Source organism: Micromonospora sp. L32, assembly GCF_052068055.1.
Taxonomy (GTDB): domain Bacteria; phylum Actinomycetota; class Actinomycetes; order Mycobacteriales; family Micromonosporaceae; genus Micromonospora; species Micromonospora purpureochromogenes.
On sequence record NZ_JBQHDD010000003.1, the window covers coordinates 444,263 to 460,232 of the forward strand.

Consider the following 15,970-nt stretch of genomic DNA (forward strand, 5'->3'; position numbering starts at 1 on the left):
TCAGGTAAGTACTCGCTGCGACGGGATCGACGACATGTGGACCAGCCTGACGCATCTCACGCGATGAGTCAACTGATCCCACATGTTGGTTCACGAACGGGGGACACCGTCTCCCGTCGCGGGCTTGGCGACCGGTCCGACCTGCGCGGATCCCGTCCCACCGACGCGCGGCGCCGGCACCGGCCGGCGAGCGGCGAGCGGCGTGGCCGGCAACGGCCCCGGGCGGGCGCCGGGCGAGGTGGCGGCGTCCAGCATCGCCTCCAGGTGCTCAGCCGGCACGCCCCAGCCGAAGAGCGCGCCCTGGCCGAACCGGCAGCCGGCGGCGACCACCGCGGCCAGCTCCGTCGGCGTGGTGACGCCCTCGGCGATCACCTCCAGCCCGAGCTGGTGCCCGAGGCGCATGACGATGTCGACCATCGGGGCGAAGGCCGGCCCGTCGGTGTCCACCGGGCGGACCGGCTCGTGCTCGGCGACCAGGCTGTGGTCGATCTTGAGGATGTCGATCGGCAGTCGGCGCAGCTGGCCGAGGGACGAGTAGCCCGCGCCGAAGTCGTCCAGCGCGATCCGCACCCCGGTGCGCCGCAACGCGGTCAGCCGCCGGATCAGCTCGTCGAGGTCGGTGGCGACGGCGTGCTCGGTGACTTCCAGCACCAGCCGCTGCGGCGGCACGTGGTGGGCGCGCAGCGCCTCGGCCACCTGGACGACGTACTCCGGGGCGTGCAGCTCCCGCGGGGAGACGTTGACCGAGACCCAGACGTCGTGGCCGTCGGCCAGCCAGCGGGAGAGCTGCCAGCAGGCCTGGTGCAGCACCCAGGCGCCCAGCTTGGCGATCACCCCGCACTCCTCGGCGAGCGGGATGAACTCGTCGGGGCGGACGTTGCCCAGCTCCGGGTGGTGCCAGCGCAGCAGGGCCTCGGCGCCGACCGGGCGGACCGAGGGCAGCGAGGCGACCGGCTGGAAGACCAGCCGCAGCTCGTCGCGCTCGATCGCGCCGCGCATCTCGTGCTCCAGCCGGGTCCGCCGCAGCAGGAGCTGGTCGTGCGTGCCGTCGTAACGCTCGATGCGGTTCTTCCCGCGCTGCTTGGCGTACCGCAGGGCCAGGTCGGCGTGGCGCAGCAGGGCCACCGAGTCGGGCTCGCCACACTGCCCGGCCACCCCGATGCTCACCGAGAGGAAGACCGGCCCGTTCGGCTGCTCGTACGCCCGGCCGAGCACCCCGAGCAGCCGCTCGGCGACCACGTCGGCGTCGGCCAGCCGGCCGCGCATCAGCACGGCGAACTCGTCGCCGCCGAGCCGGGCGGCCAGGTCGCCGGGGCGCAGGTTGCCCCTCAGCCGCCGGCCCACCTCGGCCAGCACCATGTCGCCCACGTCGTGGCCGCGCATGTCGTTGACGTTCTTGAAGCCGTCCAGGTCGAGCCCGAGCAGCACGCACCCGACGCCCTCGTCGGCGCAGCGTTGCAGCTCCCGCAGCAGGCCCCGCCGGTTGGCCAGCCCGGTCAGCGGGTCGGTGTGGGCCAGCTCGCGGAAGTGCTTCTCGCGCTCGGCCAGCCGGCCGGCGTACCCGCGCATGTCGTTGAGGGTGAGGTACTGCCGGGCCACCAGCGCGAACCCCTCGACGCTGCCGGCGACGATGCCGAGCGCGTCGAAGCGCCCGCCCTGGGCCAGGTGGTACATCGCCGAGGCCGCCATCGCGAACATCGGGACGAAGGCGTAGGCGCCGTCCCGCCGGATCAGGTCGACGTCGACCTGCCCCGGCGCCTCGACCCGGTGCACCGCCAGCGCGACCGCCAGCAGGCCCATGGCGAGCAGCGCGGCGCTGGTCAGGGTCATCCCCGGGCCGCCCTGGCAGACCCCGCCGGCCACGCCCAGCCCGCCGGCGGCGACGCCGGTGATGCCGGCGCCGAGCAGCCCGAACCGGCCCCGGGGCGGAGCGGCGCGCAGCAGCACGGTCAGGGTCACCCCGACGGTCAGCGCGGCGTTGACCGTGGCCAGCAGGATCGCCGGGCAGGCCACCGGGGTGGCCGACCCGAGCAGCCGGGTCGGCGTGGAGAAGAGCACCCAGCCGACGAACCAGAGGGCCGTCGCGACGATCAGCGCGTCCAGCAGCAGCCGGGCGGTCGCCGGCCGGGACACCACCGCCCCCGGCAGGCGGAGCAGTCCGGCGGCGGCGGCCAGGCCGCTCAGCGTCACCGCGGCGGAGATCAGGACGGGCCAGCCGGTGAGTCGGGCCGGATGCGGCGGGTGGTGCGGATCACCGAGCACCAGGCCCACCCCGACCAGCAGGCCGACCAGGGCGAACCCGCCGGCGGCGGCCAGCAGCGCGTACGGCCGGCGGTCCGGGCCGCTGCGACGCCGGACCGACCCGACGAGCAGCAGGGTGGCGGTCACGGCGACCAGGGCGCTGGGGAGCGCGACGGCGACCATGCCCGGGGGGAAACGCACGTCCTCAACTGTGCCGGATCCGCGCCCCGCGCGGGGCACCGGGTGTGCATCTGTTGGGACACGCTCGGACCGCCGGGGCCTACCGCCGGGACGGTGCAAGACTGGTATGCATGCCTGAGCTGCGGTCGAGGACCTCCACCCACGGTCGGACGATGGCCGGCGCCCGGGCCCTCTGGCGGGCCACCGGGATGACCGACGACGACTTCGGCAAGCCGATCGTCGCCATCGCCAACAGCTTCACCCAGTTCGTCCCGGGTCACGTACACCTGAAGGACCTCGGCGGCCTGGTCGCCGACGCGGTGGCCGAGGCCGGCGGGGTGGGTCGCGAGTTCAACACGATCGCTGTCGACGACGGCATCGCCATGGGCCACGGCGGCATGCTCTACTCGCTGCCCAGCCGGGAGCTGATCGCCGACGCGGTCGAGTACATGGTCAACGCCCACTGCGCGGACGCCCTGGTCTGCATCTCCAACTGCGACAAGATCACCCCGGGGATGCTGCTGGCCGCGCTGCGGCTGAACATCCCGACCGTCTTCGTCTCCGGCGGGCCGATGGAGGCCGGCAAGACGGTGGCGATCGAGGGGATCGTGCACTCCAAGATCGACCTGATCGACGCCATGATCGCCTCGTCCAACGAGGCGGTCACCGACGACCAGCTCGGCGAGATCGAGCGCTCCGCCTGCCCGACCTGCGGCTCCTGCTCCGGCATGTTCACCGCCAACTCGATGAACTGCCTCACCGAGGCGATCGGCCTGGCGCTGCCGGGCAACGGCTCGACACTGGCGACCCACGCCGCGCGCCGGTCGCTCTTCGTCGAGGCCGGCCGCACCGTCGTGGAGATCGCCAAGCGCTGGTACGACCAGGACGACGCCTCGGTGCTGCCCCGCGTCGTCGCCGGCCGGGCCGCGTTCGAGAACGCGGTCGCCCTGGACGTGGCGATGGGCGGATCGACGAACACGATCCTGCACCTGCTCGCCGCCGCCCGCGAGGCCGAGCTGGACTTCCAGGTGGCCGACATCGACGCGATCTCCCGCCGGGTGCCCTGCCTGGCCAAGGTCGCGCCGAACTCGCCGCAGTACCACATGGAGGACGTGCACCGGGCCGGCGGCATCCCCGCCATCCTCGGCGAGCTGACCCGGGCCGGCCTGCTCCACCGGGACGTGCACGCCGTCCACTCCCCCTCGCTGGAGCGCTGGCTGGCCGACTGGGACGTCCGGGGCGGCTCGCCGACGCCGGAGGCGGTCGAGCTGTTCCACGCCGCCCCGGGCGGGGTGCGCACCACCGAGCCGTTCTCCACCACCAACCGCTGGTCGTCGCTGGACACCGACGCGGCCGGCGGCTGCATCCGGGACCGGGAGCACGCGTACTCGGCCGACGGTGGGCTGGCCATCCTGTACGGCAACCTCGCCCCGGAGGGCTGCGTGGTGAAGACCGCCGGAGTGCCCGAGGAGTGCCTGACCTTCCGCGGCCCGGCGAAGGTCTACGAGTCGCAGGACGACGCGGTCTCGGCGATCCTGGCCAAGCAGGTCGTCGCCGGGGACGTCGTGGTGATCCGCTACGAGGGCCCGAAGGGCGGCCCCGGCATGCAGGAGATGCTCTACCCCACCTCGTTCCTCAAGGGCAGGGGGCTGGGCCGGGCCTGCGCGCTGCTCACCGACGGCCGCTTCTCCGGCGGCACCTCCGGGCTCTCCATCGGGCACGTCTCCCCCGAGGCGGCCTCGGGCGGCCTGATCGCGCTGGTCGCCGAGGGCGACGAGATCGTCATCGACATCCCCGGCCGGTCCATCGAGCTCAACGTGCCCGACGACGTGCTCCAGGCGCGCCGGGTCGCCGAGGAGAAGCGGGAGCGGCCGTACACCCCGGTCGACCGGCAGCGGCCGGTGTCGGCGGCGCTGCGCGCGTACGCCTCGATGGCGACGTCGGCCAGCGACGGCGCGTACCGGCGGGTGCCGGAGTGAGCGGCGCCCCGGCGCGGCGGTGACCTCTTTCGGGTGACCGGGGTCGCGCCACGCCCGCGATCGGGTGAACGCCAGCAGGCGTGTCGTGGCGGGAGGGCGTATGCCTGGTGGGCGATATACCTCAGAGGCATAAATATGACTCAGCGGTATATCGCTCACCACCGGGTGCGGGTCCGCGCGGACCACGCCGGGTAGCGCCCGTGCGGCGCGCCGCGCGGGGCACCCCGACCGCCGCCGGCCAGCGCGGGCCGGCAACCCGGGACGACCGACTTCGCCGCGTTCGGTGACCGTGGCGGCGGCTGGTCGCAGGATGCCGGCCAGCCGCCGCCCGTCGCGCCTTACTCCGTGGCTCCTTCCGTGGCGGCGGCCGGGACCGCCCGCGTCGCGGCGTCGATGTCGTTGACGCAGCGCAGCACCGGGCGGGCGGTCAGCGCCCCCGGGTCGAGCGCCGTGTCGGCCCGCACGGTGAAGGTCGCCGACTCCCCCGGCAGCAGGGTGACCAGCGCCCGGTCGACGTCGGCGGACGGGTCCAGCCGGTCCGGGAAGAGGGTCAGGTCGCGCAGCGCCGTCCGGGCGGTCACCCGGACCCGCTGGCCGTCGTCGCCCGGCGCGACCGTCGCGTCGAAGCGGGCCGCCGGCCAGTCGACCTCCCGATCCTCGGCGAAGAACCAGAGGGCCCGCTCGGCCGTGTCGCCGGCCTCGGCGACCAGCAGCTCCCGGCGGGCCTCCTCCGGCCCGGCCAGGTCCGCGGGGAGCGCCAGCACCACCGCCGAGTACGCCGGGACGTCCAGCGGGTACGCCGTCTTCGCCCTCGGCTCACCGGCCAGGGTCAGCCGGGTGACCGTCGCGGGGGCCCGCCACGGCTCGCCGGTCTCGTTGACCGCCACCAGGGCCAGCCCGCCGTCGCGGGGCTGGACGGTGAGCAGCCGGTCCGCGTACGCCCGGCGCAGCGCGTACCAGAGCGGCTTGCGGCGGCCGTCGCCGTCGATCGCCGACCACGAGGTCACCGGCCAGCAGTCGTTGAGCTGCCAGACGATGGTGCCGGCGCAGACCCCCCGGTGCGAACGGAAGTGCTCCACCCCGAGCTGGATGGCCCGCGCCTGGTTGAGCTGGGTGAGGAAGTGCCAGTCGTCGAAGTCGGCCGGCTCGGGCAGGTGGGCGTCGAGTCCACGCTGGAGCTTGGCGTCGCCGTCGGTGGCCTTCTGGTGGTGCGCCATGCCCGGCGAGTCGGGCGCGAGCGGCTCGTCGGTCAGCGCCCGGCGCAACGTCGCGTACGCCGGGGGTGCCTGGTAGCCGAACTCGGCGACGAAGCGGGGCACGTACTCGCGGTACTTCGTGTAGTCGTCGGTGTTCCAGACGTCCCAGATGTGCATGGTGCCGTGCGCCGGGTCGTTGGGGTGGATCTCCTCGCTGCCCGACCACGGGCTGCCCGGCCAGTACGGCCGGGTCGGATCCAGCTCGCCGACGATCCGGGGCAGCAGGTCGAGGTAGTAGCCCCGCCCCCAGGTACGCCCGGCCAGCGGCTCCTGCCAGTCCCAGTCGTACCAGCCCCAGATGTTCTCGTTGTTGCCCGTCCAGAGCACCAGCGACGGGTGGGTGGCCAACCGGGTGACCTGTTCGGTGGCCTCGGCGGCCACCTCGGTGCCGAACGGCTCCTCCTCCGGGTACGCCGCGCAGGCGAAGAGGAAGTCCTGCTGGACGAGGATCCCCAGCTCGTCGGCGAGGTCGTAGAAGTCCTCCGACTCGTACCGGCCGCCACCCCAGACCCGCAGCAGGTTCACCCCGGCTCCGGCGGCCTGGTCGAGCCGGTGGGCCAGCCGGTCCCGGGTGATCCGGCTGGGGAACGGGTCGTCGGGGATCCAGTTGATCCCGCGGACGAAGACCGGGGTGTCGTTGACGTGCAGGGCGAAGGGGGTGCCGTGGGCGTCCGGGGTGGTGTCGAGGCGTACCGACCGGAAGCCGATCCGGCGGGACCAGGTGTCCAGGGTCCGGCCGTCCGGCGCGCAGAGCGTGACGTCGAGCCGGTGCAGCGCCTGCTCGCCGTACCCCCGGGGCCACCACAGCCCGGGGTCGCGGACGGTGAGGGTCGCCACCGCCGTGCGCTCCCCCGCCGGGACGACGGCCTCGACGGCCGCGCCGGCGACGGCGGCCCGGACGGTCAACGGGGTTACCGCGAGCCGCTCCACCTCGACGTGCAGTTCGACCCGTCCCACCCCGCCGGCGACGGTGACCAGCGGCCGGACGGTGGCGAGCCGGGCGGTGGACCAGGCGTGCAGGCCGATCTCCTGCCAGATGCCGGCGGTGACCAGGGTCGGTCCCCAGTCCCAGCCGAAGTTGCAGGCCATCTTGCGGATGAACTGGAACGGCTCCGGGTAGGCGTTCGGCCGGTCGCCGAGGGCGTCCCGGTGCCGCTGCGCGTAGCGGTACGCCGAGTCGAACCGGACGGTCAGGGTGTTCGCTCCCGGGCGCAGCAGCGCGCCGACGGCGAACCGGTGGCCGCGGTGCATGTTCTCGGTGCGGCCGACCTCGACCCCGTTGAGGGTGATCGTGGCGACCGTGTCGAGGCCGGCGCAGACCAGGTCGACCCGCTCGTCGTCGCCGGGCCGCCGGTCGAAGGTGGTCTCGTAGACCCAGTCGGTCCGCCCGATCCAGGCCAGCGTCGTCTCGTTGTCGTCGACGAACGGGTCGGGGATCAGCCCGGCGGCCAGCAGGTCGGTGTGCACGCAGCCGGGCACGGTGGCGGGCACCGCCCGGCCGGCGATCCCGTCCGGCACCTGCGACCCCGGTACGGCCCGCAGCGTCCAGCCCTCGTGCAACGTCTGCCGGGTCACGACTTCACCGCGCCTTCCATGATTCCGCGCGCCAAGCGGGGAACGCTCCCGATATCGAGGGACGTTGACTGAACCGGATAAGTGAGTCCACCGTACGGGTCGTACGCTTAACCGTGCAAGTGATCGTGCAGCAGGTCCGCTGTCCGCCGATCCGGCGGGGCGTTCGCCCGACCGGGTCGGGGTAGCGTGAGGGCCGCCGGTGATCCCGGCGCCGTGGGACCGGCCCGGGGGGCCGCGAGGATTGAGGAGCACGCCGGTGAAGCGGCCGACCATCGCCGACGTCGCGCGACGTGCCGGGGTGTCCAAGGGCGCGGTGTCGTACGCGCTCAACGGGCAGCCGGGCGTCTCGGAGGCCACCCGTCAACGGATCCTGGCCATCGCCACCGAGATCGGGTTCAGCCCGAGCAGCGCCGCCCGCGCGCTCTCCGGTGCCACCGCCAACGCCGTCGGCCTGGCCCTGTGCCGGCCCGCCCGGATACTGGGCATCGAGCCGTTCTTCATGGAGCTGATCAGCGGCGTCGAGGCGGAACTCTCCGCCCGGTCGTACGCGCTCACCCTCCAGGTGGTGGCCGACCAGGAGGCGGAGATCGCGGTCTACCGCCGCTGGTGGGCGGAGCGGCGCGTCGACGGGGTCTTCGTCTGCGACCTGCGCACCGACGACCGGCGGGTGCCGGCCCTGGAGGAGCTGCAACTGCCGGCCGTGGTGATCGGCGGACCCGGCCACACCGGCAGCCTGGCCAGCGTCTGGTCGGACGACGCGGCGGCGCTGGTGGAGGCGGTCGAATACCTGGTCGCCCTCGGGCACCGGCGGATCGCCCGGGTGGGCGGCCTGCCCTCGCTGCTGCACACCGAGATCCGTACCGACGCCTTCGCCGAGGTGTGCCGGCGACTCGGGCTGGCCGACGCCGTCACCGTCTGGTCCGACTACACCGGCGAGGAGGGCGCCCGCGCCACCCGCCGCCTGCTCAGCTCCGCCAACCGCCCCACCGCGGTGATCTACGACAACGACGTCATGGCGATCGCCGGCCTCTCGGTGGCGCAGGAGATGGGGTTGGCCGTCCCCGGCGACCTCTCGATCGTGGCCTGGGACGACTCGCCGCTCTGCCAGCTGGTGCACCCGCCGCTGACCGCGCTGGGCCGGGACATCCCGGCGTACGGCGCGCACGCCGCGCGGCAGCTGCTGGCGGTCATCGCCGGCGAGCCGGTGAGCGGCCTGCAGGACGAGACCGCCCACCTGACCCCGCGCGGCAGCACCGCACCGCCCAGGATCAGGTGAACCGGTTCAGCATTTGCTGAACCGGGCGGTCAGCGGGAGGCGGACGGGAACTCCTCGAAGTACGCCTCCACCCGCTCCGCCGTGGCCGGCCGGGCCAACGCGAACCCCTGGCCGTACGGGCAGCCGGCCCGCTGCGCCCGGTCGACGTCGGCGTCGGACTCCAGCTCCTCCACCACCACCGACAGGCCGAGCCGTTCGCCGAGGCTGACCACCACGTCGATCAGCGGTCGCTGCGGGTCGTGCGTCGACCCCACCAGCTGCGGCCGGACCTTGAGCAGGTCGATCGGGAGCCGGCGCAGCTGGGCCAGGGAGGCGTGCTCGGCGCGGAAGTCGTCCAGCGCGGTGCGCACTCCCAGCGACCGCAGGCCGGCCAGCCGGGCCACCACGGTGGGCAGGTCCCGGCCGATCCGGGGCTCCGCCACCTCGACCACCAGCCGGTGCGCCGGCACCCCGTGCCCGGCCAGCGTGGCGGCCACCTTGGGCAGGAAGTCCGGGGCCAGCAACTCCCGGGGGGTCACGTTGACCGCCATCCAGAGCTCCCGGCCCCCCGTCGACCAGCTGGCGAGCTGCCGGCAGGCGCGGTCCAGCACCCAGCGCCCCAGCTCGCCGACGAGGTCGAGGTCCTCGGCCACCGGCAGCAACTCGGCCGGGAGCACGGTGCCCAGCACCGGGCTGCGCCAGCGCAGCAACGCCTCGGTGCCGACCGGCTGCCGGTCGGCCAGCCCCAGCACCGGCTGGTAGACCAGGTCCAGCTCACCCCGGGTGGCCGCGCCGGGCAGCTCCCGCTCCAGGTCCAGCCGGCGGACCAGCTGCTCCTCCAGGTAGGCGTCGTACCACTCGACCCGGTTGCGGCCGAGCTGGACGGCGCGCCGCCGGGCCAGATCCGCCTGGCGCAGCGCGTCCTCCGGCCCGATGCCGGCCAGCTCGGCCAGGCCGACGCTCACCCGCAGCCGCACCATCGACCCGGCCGTCGGGCAGGGCTCGCCGAGCGCGGCGACCAGGCGGCCACCCAGCGCGTACGCCGGCACCGGGCCGGCGTCGGTGAGCACGGCGAACTCCTCGCCGGCCACCCGGGCGACCAGGTCGTGCGGGCCGACCACGTCGCGCAGCCGGCGGGCGGCCGTGAGCAGCAGGCCGTCCACCGCCGACGGTCCCGATCCCTCGGTCACCGCGCCAAGGCCGTGCACCTCCAGCAGCAGCAGCGCGCCCGAGCCGTCGCCCCGCGCGCCGAGCGCCCGCATCAGCTCACGCCGGTTGGCCAGGCCGGTGAGCTGGTCGGTGGCGGCCAGTCGGTGCAGTTCGCGTTCCAACCGGCGCCGCTCGCCGATGTCGCGCACGTGCAGCACCACCGCGTCGACCTCGGGCACCCCGCGCAGGTCGCTCACGGTCGACTCGGTCTCCCGCCAGCCCCCGTCGCCGGTGGCCATCCGGGCCACCAGCAGCAGCGGCTCCTGGCCACCCCGGGGCGCGGCGAGCCGGGCGAGCGCGCCCGGCGCGTCGTCGGGGTGCAGCAGCTCGACCAGCCGCCGGCCGCGCACCTCGTCGTCGCGCAGACCGAACCAACGGGCGCCGGCCGCGGAGAGCCAGCGCACCCGCAGCTCGTCGTCGAGCTGCAGGATCAGGTCGCGGCCACCGGAGACCAACGCCCGGAAGTGCGCCTCCCGGGCGGCCAGCCGGCTGGCCCAGTGCCGGTTGTCGGCGGCGGTGATCAGCTCCCGGCCGACCAGCGGCGGGATCACCGCGAGTCCGAGCAGGACGGCGGTCGGCGTGAAGCTGCCGACCGCCCAGAGGTGGTACCCGGCGGCGAGGGTGGCCACCGCGGCCGGCGCGGTCACCCGGGGCCAGGCCGGCGGCGGACCGGTGCCCAGGGCCGGATCCCCGGCCGACACCCGCGCCATCCCGGCGGCGGTGAACAGGGCACCCGCCAGCAGCGGCGCGACCGCGGTCAGCGTCGCCACGGCCGGCGCCCGGTAGGCCAGCAGCACCACCAGATCGGCGAGGCCGAGCAGGGCGGTCGCCGCGCCGGCCCGACAGAGCGCCGCGCCGGGCCGACGGCGCCGCTCGGCCAGCGCGCTCACCAGCAGCGCGGCGAGCCCGCCCGCACCGAGCACCGTGACGGCGCGGGCCAGCGGAGGGACGTCACCCGGCGGCAACAGCACCCAACCGGCGAACAACAGGGCGGTGCCGAGCCCGAGGACGTCGACGGTCCGGCCCAGCCGGACCCGGGGCGCCAGCCGGGACTGGCCGGGGAGCAGGAGCAGGCCGCCGACGTACAGCAGGGTCGCGGCGGCCAGCCCCTGGGCCGCGACGTTCGCGCGCTGCTCCCCGGCGGCCAGCGGCAGGACGGCGACGGTCAGGCCGACCACCAGCACGGCGGCGTCGAGCAGCGCGGCGGCCCGCCGGCGACGCGGCGCCCGCCGGTCCCGGCCGCCACCGACGGCGGCCTCCCGGGAGAGTCGGACACCGGCCAGGGCGCAGCCGGCCGCGCCGGCCAGCGTCGTGGCGGCCAGCGGCGGCAGCACGCCGGCCAGGGCGGCGGCGGCCAGCAGTGCGGCCGCCGCCAGCAGGGCGGCCACCGCGGGCGCGGGGCGGTGGACCAGGTACGAGTGAGGCACGACGGTCGCCTTCGTGAGGGGGACACGGGGCGGTGCGGCGATGCGGGCGGGACGGGGCACAGGACAGATATCCGACACCCACCACCCCGCCAACGACGGATCGGAGCGTCGGTTACGGCCCTGTTCAGTGACTCATGTCACTGCCGGATAGTGCCGGTCACCGTCCACCGCCCGGGCGGAGCGGGGCGGTGCCGGGGTGGGATCATCGGAGGGTGAGTAGCGCCGACACCATCCGCTTCCGGTACAACCAGGCCATCCTGGTCGCGGCGATCGTCGCCTTCATCGGCGCCCTGCCGCTGGCCACCGCCGAGTGGTACCTGCTGCCGGTGCTGCTGATCCCGCTGGCCGTCGCGGTCTGGGCGTGGCGGGCGGGCACCGACGCCGACCGGCGGGAGCTGCGGCTGCGGGCCGTGGCCGGCAGCCGCCGGATCGCGTGGGACCGGGTCGTCGAGCTGACCGCCGACAACCGCGGCCGCGCCGTCGCCCGCCTCGACGACGGGCAGGAGATCATGCTGCCCGCGGTGCGCGGCACCGACCTGCCCCGGCTGGTCTCCGCCACCGGCCAGCACCTGCCCGGCGAGCGCTGAGCCCGCTCAGTAGCCGTCGGTCACCGTGTTGACCAGCGGCTCCCCCGCGGCGAACTGCCGCAGCTGCGCACCCACCAGCCGGTACGCCCGCGGCAGCAGGCCGCGTACCGAGCCGGCGACGTGCGGGGTGAGCAGCACGTTGGGCAGCTCCCACAGCGGATGGTCGGCAGGCAGCGGCTCGGGATCGGTGACGTCCAGCGCGGCCCGCAGCCGGCCGCTGGACAGCTCCGCCACCAGCGCCTCCGTCCGGGCCACCGGACCCCGGGCCGCGTTCACCAGCAACGCGCCGTCGGGCATCGCGGCGAGGAAGGCGGCGTCCACCATGCCCCTGGTCTGCTCGGTCAGCGGCACCAGCAGCACCACCACCTCCGCCTCCGGCAGCAGCCGGGGCAGCTCGTCCACCCCGTGCACGCCCTCGGCCGGGCGGGCGGTGCGGGCGACCAGCGTGACGGTGACGTCGAACGGGGCCAGCCGGGCGTGCACCGCCGCGCCGATCGAGCCGGCGCCGACGATCAGCACCCGCTTGCCGGTCAGCTCGTCGGTCGGCGCGACCTCGTCGTACGCCCACTCCCGACGGGCCTGGGCCCGGGCCATCGCGGGGAACCCGCGCAGCTGGGCCAGGATCGCGGTGAGCACCCACTCGGCGGTGCCGGCGTCGTGCACGCCCCGCGCGTCACAGAGGGTCACCCCGTTCGGCACCTGGCCGACCCAGGCGTCCGCCCCGGCGGAGAGGAGTTGGATGACCGCCAGGTCCGGCAGCCGCGCCAGCATCCCGGCGGTGTCCCCGGCGGCCAGGAACGGCGGCACCCAGAACCGGACCCCGGCCGGGTCCGACGGCGGGCGTCCTGGGTCCGTCCACGCCTGGACGGTGACGCCCGCGGGCGCCTCGCCGAGCAACCCGACCCCGGCCTCGTGCGGAATCCATACCTTCACGTCCGCCGACGATAGCGACCGCGACCCGACCCGGTCCGGCGCACCGGCTCATCGGGGGCGGGCGGCGGTCGTCACCGCCCGTGGGCGTCACCGCCGCCTGCCGGGTATAACCGAGGGTCGGAGCGCAACCCGGTGCCCCGCACGTCCGCAGACAGGTGGCCGATGACCGAGCGCTCCCCGCACCGTCGCGGTCCGCTGCCCGCCGTGGACATTCCCGCGCTGACGGACCCGGCGCGGCTGCGCGCGCTCGCCGAGACGGGCCTGGACGCCGAACCCGACGAGGCGTTCGACCGCTTCGCCCGGCTGGTGAGCGACCTGCTGGAGGTGCCGGTCGCGCTGGTGTCGCTGGTCACCGGCGAACGGCAGTTCTTCCCGGGCGCGGTCGGCCTGCCGGAGCCGTGGGCCGCCCGTCGGCAGACCCCGCTGAGCCACTCGTTCTGCCAGCACGTGGTGGACATCGAGATCCCGATGGTGCTGCCCGACGCCCGGCTCTACCCCCGGGTGTGGAACAACCTGGCCATCGCGGAGCTGGGCGTGGTCGCGTACGCGGGGATGCCGCTGACCGACCTGGACGGCCGGGTGCTCGGCTCGCTCTGCGCCATCGACAGCAAGCCCCGCGCCTGGACCGCCGACCAGCTGCGTACCCTGGCCGACCTCGCCGCCGCGTGCTCGTCGGAGCTGCGGCTGCGGATCGCGCTCGACGGCGCGGAGGAGGCCCGGCGGCGGGCCGAGGAGGCGCACGAGCGGCTCAAGCTGCTCTCCGCGCTGAGCGAGACCCTGACGGGCACCCTCGACGTGGCCACCGCGGTGGACCGGCTGACCGCGGCGGTGGTGCCGCTGCTGGCCGACTGGGCACTGGTGACGCTGGTCGACCGGGCCGGCGCGCCGCGCCGGGTCACCGCCCTGCACCGGGATCCCGGCCGGGCCGCCCAGGTCGACCGCTTCGCCGAGCTGATGACGACCGCTCTCGGCTCGCAGTCGATCACCCGTACGGTGCTGCGCACCGGCCAGCCCGTGCTGGGCAGCGCGGCCACCCTGGAGGACGTCCGGCGGGCCACCACCGACCCGGAGATGGTGTCGCTCGCCGACCGGCTCGGCTTCGCGTCGCACCTGTCGGTGCCGGTGCCGGCGCCCGGGCGCGGTGCGGTGGTCGGCTGCGTGACGCTGATAAACTCCCCGGGGCGGCGGCCCTTCGACGACAGCGACCTGCACATCGCCCTGGAGATCGGCCGCCGGGCCGGCCAGGCGCTCGGCAACAGCTGGATGTACGACGAGCAGCGGCACGTGGCCGAGGTGCTCCAGCACAGCATGCTGCCGGTCCTGCCGGAGAGCCCCCGGGTCGAGCTGGCCGCCCGCTACCAGCCGGTGGCGGACCGGGTCGAGGTGGGCGGGGACTGGTACGACGCCTTCGTCCAGCCCGACGGCGACCTGGTCGTGGCGATCGGTGACGTCGCCGGCCACGACATCGAGGCCGCCGCGACCATGGGCCAGCTGCGCAACCTGGTCCGGGGCAACGCCTTCGGCCGGACCGACCCGGTGGACGAGCTGATGACCCGGCTGGACCGCGCCATCTCCGGACTGCGCATCCCGGCCGCCGCCACGGCCACTCTGGCCCGGCTGCGTCCCCTCGAGGCCGGGGGCCTGACGGTGAGCTGGTGCAACGCCGGGCATCCACCGCCGCTGCTGGTCGACGCCGAGGGCGTGGTCCGGGTCCTCGGCGTCGACGGGAGCCGCTGCTCGGCTTCGCCCGGCCGATCCCCCGCAGCAGCCAGGAGACCACCCTGGCGGCGGGGGACACCCTGCTGCTCTACACCGACGGCCTGATCGAGCGCCGGGACCGCTCCATCGACGAGGGGCTGGCCGAGCTGTTGAGCCGACTCTCCGACACCGGTCCGCTCCCCCTCGCCGAGCTGTGCGACCTGCTGCTCTCCTCCTCAGACCGACGCGAGGACGACGTCGCGCTGCTCGCCGTCCGGGCCCGCTGAGCGGGTCGCGAAGCCCTCAACCGCCGCCGGTGGGCCGGGGAGTCCGGATTCGCGGGCTAGGCTGGGCCGGGTGAGCGCCCGTCCCCCGTACCCCCGCACCGGCCGCCGTCGCGCGGCGCTGGTGGCGTCCTGCGCGGCGCTGCTGCTGGCCACCTCCGGGTGCAGCTTCGGCCCGCCGGAGCCGGACCCGGCCGGCGAGCCCCCCAACCTGCCCACCCCGTCCGCGTCGGCGAGCGCCGGCGGCGCCGGTCAGGAGGTGGTCGCCACCGTCCTGGCCAAGGGGCTGCGGGTGCCGTGGGGCATCGCGTTCCTGCCGGACGGCGGCGCGCTGGTCACCGAGCGGGACAGCGGGCGAATCCTCAAGGTCGGCCCGGAGTCCGGGACGGAGGGGTTGCGGGTCGCGCCGGTGCAGACCGTGCCGGACGTGGCGGCCGGCGGCGAGGCGGGGCTGCTCGGCATCGCGGTCTCCCCGGCGTACGCCAAGGACCAGACCGTCTTCGTCTACTACACCACTGAGCGGGACAACCGGGTCGCCCGGCTGAAGCTCGGCGGCACGCCGACGCCGATCCTCACCGGCATCCCGAAAGCGGGCAACCACGACGGCGGCGGGCTGGCCTTCGGCCCGGACGGGCAGCTCTACGTGAGCACCGGTGACGCCGGCAACCGGGACTTCGCCCAGGACCGGAAGAGCCTCGGCGGCAAGATCCTGCGGATCACCGCGGACGGCAGACCGGCGCCCGGCAACCCGTTCCCCGGCTCGCCGGTGTGGTCACTGGGGCACCGCAACGTGCAGGGCATGGCCTGGGACGCCGGCAAGCGGATGTACGCCACCGAGTTCGGCCAGAACACCTGGGACGAGGTCAACCGGATCGACAAGGGCGCCAACCACGGCTGGCCCACCGTCGAGGGGCAGGCCGGCGACAAGCGGTACGCCGACCCGATCGTGCAGTGGCGCACCGCGGAGGCGTCCTGCTCCGGGCTGGCCGCCACGGGCCGGCTGCTGGTCACCGCCTGCCTGCGCGGCGAGCGGCTGTGGCTGCTCGAGCTGACCGACACCGGCACCGTGCTCGGGCAGCCCCGCCAGCTGCTGACCGGCCGGTACGGTCGGCTGCGCGCGGTGGCCGCCGCCCCGGACGGCTCGCTCTGGGTCTCCACGTCCAACCACGACGGGCGGGGCAAGCCGGCGCCGGAGGACGACCGGCTGCTGAGGCTGGTCTTCGCCGACGGTGGTGCCGGGCGCAGCTGAGCACCGGCCGAACGGCTGTCACGAGCCGCCGGGAGGCGCGACACACCGGGAGTTCCGGCGCGGAACACGCCGCCGTCGGTCGGGTTTGCCAAGATCC

8 protein-coding genes and 1 pseudogene are annotated in these 15,970 nt (G+C 75.1%); 5 read left to right on the forward strand and 4 right to left on the reverse strand.

Annotated elements, in window-relative coordinates:
- Positions 1-90 precede the first annotated feature (90 nt).
- Positions 91-2,442, reverse strand: a complete 2,352-nt coding sequence (locus ACTMTB_RS10940) for a putative bifunctional diguanylate cyclase/phosphodiesterase (protein ID WP_441144647.1) — start codon at positions 2,440-2,442, stop codon at positions 91-93.
- Between the two features lie 110 nt (positions 2,443-2,552).
- Here ACTMTB_RS10940 and ilvD point away from each other — a divergent pair, with 110 nt between their 5' ends.
- Complete coding sequence (ilvD, locus tag ACTMTB_RS10945; RefSeq protein WP_441144649.1) at positions 2,553-4,400, forward strand: dihydroxy-acid dehydratase; 1,848 nt, start codon at positions 2,553-2,555, stop codon at positions 4,398-4,400.
- A gap of 338 nt (positions 4,401-4,738) precedes the next feature.
- On the opposite strand, the gene ACTMTB_RS10950 is transcribed toward ilvD, so the two are convergent.
- On the reverse strand, positions 4,739-7,231 hold the full coding sequence (locus ACTMTB_RS10950) for a glycoside hydrolase family 2 protein (protein ID WP_441144651.1): 2,493 nt from the start codon (positions 7,229-7,231) through the stop codon (positions 4,739-4,741).
- A 256-nt stretch (positions 7,232-7,487) separates the two neighbouring features.
- Between ACTMTB_RS10950 and ACTMTB_RS10955 the strand changes: the two genes are divergently transcribed.
- Positions 7,488-8,507: a LacI family DNA-binding transcriptional regulator gene (locus ACTMTB_RS10955; RefSeq protein ID WP_441144653.1), complete on the forward strand. Its 1,020-nt coding sequence runs from the start codon at positions 7,488-7,490 to the stop codon at positions 8,505-8,507.
- A 29-nt stretch (positions 8,508-8,536) separates the two neighbouring features.
- On the opposite strand, the gene ACTMTB_RS10960 is transcribed toward ACTMTB_RS10955, so the two are convergent.
- The gene (locus ACTMTB_RS10960; RefSeq protein ID WP_441144655.1) at positions 8,537-11,122 is read right to left on the reverse strand and encodes a putative bifunctional diguanylate cyclase/phosphodiesterase; all 2,586 of its coding nucleotides are present in this window, start codon (positions 11,120-11,122) and stop codon (positions 8,537-8,539) included.
- Between the two features lie 212 nt (positions 11,123-11,334).
- On the opposite strand from ACTMTB_RS10960, the gene ACTMTB_RS10965 reads away from it, so the two are divergent.
- On the forward strand, positions 11,335-11,709 hold the full coding sequence (locus tag ACTMTB_RS10965; RefSeq protein WP_357997768.1) for a PH domain-containing protein: 375 nt from the start codon (positions 11,335-11,337) through the stop codon (positions 11,707-11,709).
- A 6-nt stretch (positions 11,710-11,715) separates the two neighbouring features.
- On the opposite strand, the gene ACTMTB_RS10970 is transcribed toward ACTMTB_RS10965, so the two are convergent.
- Positions 11,716-12,642 (reverse strand): 2-hydroxyacid dehydrogenase, encoded by a 927-nt coding sequence (locus ACTMTB_RS10970; RefSeq protein ID WP_441144658.1) that lies wholly within the window; start codon positions 12,640-12,642, stop codon positions 11,716-11,718.
- Positions 12,643-12,804: 162 nt separating this feature from the next.
- Between ACTMTB_RS10970 and ACTMTB_RS10975 the strand changes: the two are divergent.
- Positions 12,805-14,627 (forward strand): annotated as a pseudogene (locus tag ACTMTB_RS10975) (SpoIIE family protein phosphatase).
- Positions 14,628-14,697: 70 nt separating this feature from the next.
- On the forward strand, positions 14,698-15,873 hold the full coding sequence (locus tag ACTMTB_RS10980; protein WP_441144660.1) for a PQQ-dependent sugar dehydrogenase: 1,176 nt from the start codon (positions 14,698-14,700) through the stop codon (positions 15,871-15,873).
- The last annotated feature ends 97 nt before the right edge of the window (positions 15,874-15,970 follow it).

What these genes read in the sequence shown, in the direction of transcription:
- ilvD (WP_441144649.1), top strand. Translation starts at nt 2,553, where the DNA reads ATGCCTGAGCTGCGGTCGAGGACCTCCACCCACGGTCGGACGATGGCC.